The 7,503-nt window shown below is 70.7% G+C and carries 8 protein-coding genes; 1 reads left to right on the top strand and 7 read right to left on the bottom strand.

The window, feature by feature from the left end:
• The 6 genes from ccmE to AC1DZ6_RS14445 all read right to left on the bottom strand — a co-directional run.
• Positions 1-504, bottom strand: a 504-nt coding sequence (gene ccmE, locus AC1DZ6_RS14470; RefSeq protein ID WP_477097857.1) for a cytochrome c maturation protein CcmE, incomplete at its 3' end; no start/stop codon positions are given.
• Complete coding sequence (ccmI, locus tag AC1DZ6_RS14465) at positions 501-1,643, bottom strand: c-type cytochrome biogenesis protein CcmI (protein ID WP_477097856.1); 1,143 nt, start codon at positions 1,641-1,643, stop codon at positions 501-503. The genes ccmE and ccmI, both read right to left, overlap by 4 nt.
• Positions 1,644-1,709: 66 nt before the next feature.
• The gene (locus tag AC1DZ6_RS14460; protein WP_477097855.1) at positions 1,710-3,050 is read right to left on the bottom strand and encodes a hypothetical protein; all 1,341 of its coding nucleotides are present in this window, start codon (positions 3,048-3,050) and stop codon (positions 1,710-1,712) included.
• Positions 3,051-3,415: 365 nt separating this feature from the next.
• Positions 3,416-4,798, bottom strand: a complete 1,383-nt coding sequence (locus AC1DZ6_RS14455) for an ATP-binding protein (RefSeq protein ID WP_477097854.1) — start codon at positions 4,796-4,798, stop codon at positions 3,416-3,418.
• Positions 4,799-4,821: 23 nt separating this feature from the next.
• Entirely contained in the window at positions 4,822-5,499 is a 678-nt protein-coding gene (locus AC1DZ6_RS14450) for a response regulator transcription factor (protein ID WP_477097853.1), read from the bottom strand.
• A gap of 38 nt (positions 5,500-5,537) precedes the next feature.
• On the bottom strand, positions 5,538-5,855 hold the full coding sequence (locus AC1DZ6_RS14445) for a PepSY domain-containing protein (protein ID WP_477047973.1): 318 nt from the start codon (positions 5,853-5,855) through the stop codon (positions 5,538-5,540).
• Between the two features lie 267 nt (positions 5,856-6,122).
• On the opposite strand from AC1DZ6_RS14445, the gene AC1DZ6_RS14440 reads away from it, so the two are divergent.
• Positions 6,123-7,103, top strand: coding sequence for a hypothetical protein (locus AC1DZ6_RS14440; protein ID WP_477097852.1), 981 nt, complete (start codon positions 6,123-6,125; stop codon positions 7,101-7,103).
• Positions 7,104-7,110: 7 nt separating this feature from the next.
• Here AC1DZ6_RS14440 and AC1DZ6_RS14435 read toward each other — a convergent pair.
• Positions 7,111-7,503, bottom strand: a 393-nt coding sequence (locus AC1DZ6_RS14435; RefSeq protein WP_477097851.1) for a transferrin-binding protein-like solute binding protein, incomplete at its 5' end; no start/stop codon positions are given.

The following is a 7,503-nucleotide window of genomic DNA, read 5'->3' as shown; positions in this document are numbered from 1 at the left end:
CGCCGCCACCTCCCCCGTTTTCACGGGGGAGGAGTAGTAAGCCGGCTTCGCGCCGTCGCCGCGCCATTCGCCCTGTTCCTTCAGAGCCTTGGAGACCTCGCGCGGCATGTAGCGTTCGTCGTGCTTGGCCAGCACCTGCTTGGCGACGAAGGTCCCGGACTCGTCGAACGAACCGGAGGCCACGATGCCCTGCCCTTCGCGGAACAGGTCGGGCAGGTCGCCCTGGTAGCGGACCAGGGCGGTCGAGCGCTGGTCCGCTACCACGAACTCGACCAGGCCGTTCGGATGCTTGACCACGCTGCCGGCCTGCACCAAGCCGCCCAGCTGCACCTTGCGACCGGCCGGCACGTGGGCGGCGGCGGCCTSGGCCGGGGTGTAGAACAGCGAGATGGCGTCGCGCATGCCCCACAGGGCCAGCCCCACGGCCAGGGCCACCACCGGGGCGGCGACGGCCAGGACGGTCAGGCGGCGGCGCGCCTTTCGGGACTTGGGCAGGAAGCTCATGGCTGGATCTTCTGGGAGGGCGTTTGAGCGGCTTGACGCAGGGCGGCCAGCACCTTGGGCTGATCCTTGTAGCGCGCCTGGGCCTTCGCCAAGGTCGCGTCGCGACGACCGGCGTCGCCCAGCACCGCATAGGCGCGCACCAGCTTGATCCAGCCGTCGGGGTCGTCGGGATTGGCTTCAAGCCTGGCGGCCAGGCCGGCGACCATGCCCTGGATCATGTCCTCGACGTCGGCGCCCGCGGCGCCTTGCGCGGCCTCGGCGGGCCGGCCCGTCGGGGCGGCTGAGGCGCGTATGCCGCCGTCGGCCTCGACCTGGGCGATCTGGCGGCCAAAGCCCACGCGGCGCGGATCGTCGGCCGGCAGGTCGGCCAGCAGGGTCTTCCAGTCGGCCACGCCGCCGCTGACGTCGCCGTCCGCGATCCGGGCCATGCCCAGGTGATAGCGGGCGCTGACGTTCTTGGGGTCGCGGTTCAGAGCCTCGGCGAAGGCCTTGCGGGCGTCCGCGCCGATCTCGCCCTGGCCCTCGGCCACGAAGGTCTCGCCCAGCCCGGCCCAGAGGTCGGCGCGGGCGGGGGCCAGGATCACGGCGCGGCGCAGGGCCTGGGACGCGCCGGTCGCGTCGCCGGCGGCCATCCGGGCCAGGGCCAGGTTCTTCAGCGGTTCGGGATCGGTGGGGCGCTGGATGGCCATCTGCTCCAGCACGGCGGCGATCTTTTGCGGCTCCAGCTGGAGAGGATCGGTGTGACGCCACTCGACCACGCGCTTGAGGAACGGCTGGTCGGCCACGCCCGGCGCTCCGACCAGCGCATAGAGCCCGATCGCCAACACGGGGGCGGTCGCGGCCAGGACCAGCACCAGCGGCCGCAGCCGGGGATTGGCCGGCGGCCACGCGGCCTGGTGGTCGGCGGCGGCGATCAAACGGCGGCCGGCCTCGGCCCGCGCGCCTTTCAGCTCGGCGTCGGCCAGCAGGCCCCGTTCGGCCAGGTCGTCGATCTCGGACAGTTGCCGCCGGTGCACGGCCAGGCTGGCGTCGTCGCCGCCCCCCGTCCCCACGGCCAGGGACGCCCGCGCGGCGCCGCGCAGCATCAAGGCGGCGACGACAGCCGACAATCCCGCCGCGGCGATCCAGAAAGCGATCATACTGGCGTGTTAGCGGGGATTTTGAGCGGCCGTTAGCGAAAAAAGCGCTTAAGGAACCCGAGGCGGCTAGGCGGCCGCCGCCATCGCCGCGGCCGCGCGGCGGCGGACGATCTCGGCGGTCTTGTCGTCACGGCTGTAGGCGATGAAGCCGGCGGCCAGATCGACATAGAGGCGCGCCAGGCCCTGGTCGCCGCCGTCGCCGGTGCGCACGATGTGCAGGATGTCCTCGATGTACTGGTCCAGGCGCCCGTTCAGCTTTTCCAGCACCTTGGCGCGGCTGGTTCCGTAGCCGCTCTGCAGGGCGCAGCCGCGGATCTCGGCGATGAACACCAGCACGGCGGTCAGTCGTCGGGTCTGGGCCTCGTCGGGTTCGGCCGTCAGCTGGGGAACGCCCTTGCCCTTCTTGCCGGCCAGGATCGAGATCGGCCGCAGCGGCAGCGCCGCCAGCAGTTCCTTCTCGGCCTGGTTCATCCGCGTCTCGACGGCCTCGGCGACGCCCTGCTTGTACTTGGCGATCCGCCGGCCCCAGGGACCGTCCTTGGCCAGGTTCACCGATTGCTCGAACTCGGCGATCTCCTGCGAGACCTTCTGGGCGGCGCAGGCGGCCTTGCGGCCCTCGGCCTCGCCCTTGGCGGGATCGAACGCCGCGATGAAGGCGATGTTCTTCTCGATGTCGGTCAGGACCCGCTCGCCGAACACGCTGACCTCGGACGAGGCCCAGAACTTGTCGTTGGGCCGTTCCATCACCGCCGAGATCACGCGCAGGATCCGCCAGTCGTCCGGCAGGTGGGCGCCCAGCATCTCGAACAGCAGCGGCCCGGCGTCCGGGCGGATCTCGCAGGCGTCGTTATAGGCCAGGCGCGCGGCCGAAGCGCGCTCCTCGCTCATCTTGCTGACCCATTCCTGCAGCCTGGGCAGGGCGGCGCGGACGATGGCCGACAGCTCCAGGCACGAGGCCAGCTCGTCGATGTCGCAGATCGCGTCCAGCGCCTGGAAGCCGGGCTCGGCCTGGGCGCGCAGGCCCTTGGAGGCGATCGTGCAAAGTTCGCTGAAGACCTCGGGCGGGCCCTCTTCCAGGTCCCACGGATTGCAGCGCGCCGCGGCTTCCTCGACCTGCTTGGGGGCCTTGGCCCTCAGGGCGGACCACAGCAGGGACAGGGTGCGGGGCGGGAACGAGGTCTGTTCGGTGTCGCGCTTGGTGCAGAGCGGGACGATCGGGGCCAGCACGCTGTTGCGGACATAGCGGGCGGCGGTCTCGTCCTCGACCAGGCCGCGCACGGCCGCCAACGCGCCCTGCCCGCCGGCCGGACCGGACAAGGCGAGCTCGAGACTGCGCAGCGCGGCGTCGGGCGCGGTTTCCACCAGCTTCCGAACCATCAGCAACTTGTTGGCGGCGACTGCTGCCATAACCCCCCACCGGACGAGCCCGAATCCGGGCCGCGTCAACCATGTCTCCAACGAGGTTAAGACTTTCCGAAACCATAAGTTTTTGCGGTTCGAGCCCCAGCGTCAAACGGTCGCTGAGCGTTGTCACCGGTGTCTGTCGAAAACCGACGAAATGTTGGGTTGAGCGCAGACTGACCCGGCTCTCCTCACCCGTGAAACGGGGGAGGTGGCGCGCTGCGAATACGCARCGTGACGGAGGGGGCGTCAGCGGCTTCGGGATGTGACCAAAGCCTCATCGCGAGCGGAGCGGCCGGGACGCCCCCTCCGTCACGTCGCCWAKCGGCGCCGCGCCACCTCCCCCGCTGCGCGGGGGAGGAAAGCGATTCTCACCCGCCCGACCTCGGCAGCACCAGGGTCACGCGCAGGCCGCCCAGCGGCGAGGCGCCTAGGGTCACCGAGCCGCCGTAGGCGCGGGCCAGTTCATCGACGATCGACAGGCCCAGGCCCGAGCCCGGGGTGTGCTCGTCCATCCGCTGGCCGCGCTTGAGGGCGTCGCTCCAGCGGTCCGGCGGCAGGCCGGGACCGTCGTCGTCGACGGTCAGGGTCATCTGCTCGGGCGAACTGCCCACGGCCTCCGCGCGGACCTTGGCCTTGCACCATTTGCCGGCGTTTTCCATCACGTTGCCGGCCAGCTCCATGAAGTCCTGACGCTCGCCCTGGAAGCACAGGTTCTCGGGGCACCGCCAGTCGATCTCGACGCCCTTGTCCTGGAAGATCCGCTCCAGGGTCACGGCCAACTCGTCCATGATCGGCTCGACCGGCGTGCGCTCGCCCGAGGTCTGGGAGCGGGCGGCGGCGCGGGCCCGGCGCAGGTGGTGGTCGACTTGCTCGCGCATGGTCGCGGCCTGGCGCGCGACGACGTCGGCCAGCGAGCCCGGCTGCTGGCCGGCCTCGGTCAGCATCACCGACAGCGGGGTCTTCAGGGCGTGGGCCAGATTGCCGACATGGGTGCGCTGGCGCTCGACGACCTCCTGGTTGTGCGACAACAGGGCGTTCAGCTCGACGGCCAGCGGCGCCAGCTCCTCGGGATAGATCCCCTCCAGCTTCTCGGCCTTGCCGCGCCGCACCGAGGCCACTTCGCGACGCAGGCGGAACAGCGGCAGCAGGCCCACCCGCACCTGCACGACCACGGCGGCGATCAGGCCGCCGCCCAGGATCAGCAGGGCCAGGGTGGTGATGCGGGCGAAGCGGTCGGCGTCGGCGTCGATCGGCGAGCGATCCTCGGCGGCGATGAACACCACCGGCCGCGGATAGCCCGGCAACCGGGCCAGCAGGGCGGCGGCGCGAAGAGGTCTGTTCTGAGGACCCTTGAGGTCGAAATAGAAGGTCTTGCCCGGCGCCGACATCAGCCGCTCGGACTGATCGAGCGGGATCATCAGGTCGCTGTCGAACAGCGACCGCGAGCGCTCGATGACGTTCAGCCCGCCGCCGCCGGCCGGCTGGTCGAAGATCGTCCAGTAGCGGCCGGAATAGGCCCGCGTGGCGCGGATATCGGTCAGGACCGGGGCCTTCAGCGCCCCCTCCTCGACGGTCGAGCCGGCATAGAGGTCGTCGGTCAGCACGGCCAGCGACTGGTCGAACCGGCGGATCGCCGCGTCGCGGAACTGGGCCGTCAGGAAGACGCCCGCCAGGACCAGGACCACCAGGTTCCAGGCCGCGGCCAGCAGCACCAGCCGCCGGACCAGCGAACGCTTGCTGAGGTCCCACATCGGCTAGGCGCTCCTGTGGAGGATCACTCGGTCGTCTCGCCTTCCAGCGGCGTCAGGCGGTAGCCCAGGCCGCGCACGGTCTCGATCCGGTCGCTGCCCAGCTTCTTGCGAAGCCGGCCGATGAACACCTCGATGGTGTTGGAGTCGCGGTCGAAGTCCTGGTCGTACAGGTGCTCGACCAGCTCGGTGCGGCCGATCACCCGGCCCTGATGCATGATCATGTAGTGCAGCAGGCGGTATTCCAGCGAGGTCAAGCGCAGGGGCTCGCCGTTGACGCTGGCCCGGGCCGCGCGCGGGTCCAGACGCAAGCCGCCGCACGACAGGCTGGGCGAGGCGTGGCCGGCCGAGCGGCGCAGCAGGGCGCGCAGGCGGGCCAGCAGCTCCTCGGTGTGGAACGGCTTGGTCAGATAGTCGTCGGCGCCGGCGTCGAAGCCCGCGACCTTCTCGTTCCACGAGCCGCGCGCGGTCAGGATCAGCACCGGGGTGGCGACATTGCCGCGCCGCCAGCGCTCCAGCACCGACACGCCGTCGACCTTGGGCAGGCCCAGGTCCAGCACGACGGCGTCGTAGGGTTCGTTCTCGCCCAGGAACTGGGCCTCCTCGCCGTCGGCGGCGTGGTCGACGGCGTAGCCCGCGTCGCCCAGGGCCAGCTTCAGCTGGCGCGAGAGGTCGGGATCGTCTTCGACAAGCAGGATGCGCATAGGGGGAGCCTCTGTCTCGTGACGCTGAATATAGGGGCTTAGTTGGCGCTGAGGATCTGACCGGTCCGGGCGTCGACGATGAAGTCGATGCGGCGGCCGTCGGTCGTGGCCCAGCGAACGCGATAGTTGGGGCCTTCCAGGCCGGCGTCGAGCACGCGGCCGGGCGTGCGACGGCCGATCTGCTCGATCACCCGGCTCAGCGGCACCAGCTGGCCCGACTGCACGCCGCCACGCGCCTGGTCCTGCCGGGCGCGCCAATCGGCGCCCAGCGAGTCCGGGCCGCGCTGCGCGGACGCCACGCCCGGGAGGGCGGAGGCGGCCAGGACGGCGGCGAAAAGGAAGTGGATCGGCTTCATGGGCTCCGGTTTAGAGCGTTGCGGCTGAATAGAGGCTGAACACGGCCGTTATGGACGGGTAGCGACGTTCTGTCACGGATTCGGCGCGGAGCGGCGCCGCTTCGCGCGGTTCGACCCATCCTGCCGCGAAACGGCGCGAGCCGCGCCCTTGCCAGTCAAATAACACGGTTCTAGCCTGCAATTCTCGCGTGCAAGTCGTCGGGTTGCAGCCCAACGCCCGGACGCGGCGTCGGATCCTTGGAAGGTCCGGTCCTTTGGGGGGAACGCATGCGACCGATCGGAAACTTCCGGGGCCTGGCCCTGGCGTGCGGCCTGGCGCTGGGTCTTGCTCTGAGTCTGGCCGCGACGGCCGGCGCGGACACGGCCTCGCCCAGCGTCACCCCGACCCCGACCGACGGGGTGATCCAGTCGATCGGGGTCGAACCGGCGAAACTGGGCGCCAATGACGACCAGCTGATCTTCCTGCCGACCGGCGCCCCCGGCMCGGTGGTGCTGATCGTCGATCGCCCCGCCGACAAGCAGGCCCTGGACGCGGGCGCCCGAGCGGGCGACCGGATCTGGCTGACGGTCGACGATCCGCTGAACCCGCGACACGTGGTCCAGATCACCCGCGTGGCTCGGCCCGTGCCGACGCTGCAGCGACTGATCGCCCTGGGCGGCGCCTTCGCGGTGATCGTCGCCGGGGCCGCCCTGGCCACCGGCGGCCGGCCCTGGCGGTTCGCGGTCGGCAACGACAATCGCCTGAGCAATTCCCAGACCCAAATGGTGCTGTGGTTCGGCGTCGTCGCCGTGGCCTACGGCGCGACCCTGATCCTGCGCGCCTGGTTCCTGGGCTGGGGGTACATGGGCGGGATCTCGATGACCGCCAACGTCCTGGCCATGACCGGCCTTTCCGGCCTGTCGTTCGGCGCGGCCAAGGTGGTGGCCGTGCAGAAGGCCGCCGGCGCGGCGGCGTCTCCAGCGGCCGCCCTGACCCCGACTCCGGCGGCCGCCGCGACAAGGCCGAGGTTCACCGACCTGGTGCTCAACGACTACGGCACGGCCGACCTGGGCGACTTCCAGATGATCCTGATCAGCGGCGTGGCCACGGTGATCTTCGCCTGCGCCAGCTGGGAGTTCCTGACCCTGGTCGACATCGTCAAGACCACCCAGTTGCCCGACGTCGACACCGCCCTGCTGGGCAGTTTCGGCATCGGCCAGGGGGCCTATCTGATCAAGAAGGCCGCCCTGCCGAACGGCGTGGGCTAGCCGCCGCCTACTGCTTCACCATCACCAGGCCGCCCTGGTAGGTGACGTTCACGGGCGCTGTCGTCGCCTGGAAGGTGGCCGTGGCTTCCGCCGCGCCCGGACCGGCGAACATGCCGTTCATCGGCCCCGCCAGGGTGTTGTTGGCGTTGGCGAAGCTGGCGGTGAACTCCGTGCCGGCGATCGCGCCGGTGAACGTGAAGTTGAGGTCCGGCGCGCCGGTCGGCGCCACCAGGCCGGTGGTCGCCCCCGACAGCGTCCCCGCGCCGAAGTTCACCGCCATCGTGGCGTCGCCGTTGGTCACGGTGTGACTGATCGAGGGTTCCGGCACGCCGGCGGTGAATGTCGCAAGATCATAGGCGGCGAACGCCCCGCCCTTGTACCGAACGCCCCGCCCTTGTAC

The sequence above is a fragment of the Caulobacter sp. P1_B12_2 genome (assembly GCF_056406675.1).
This window is presented reverse-complemented; position numbering and strand designations above follow the sequence as displayed.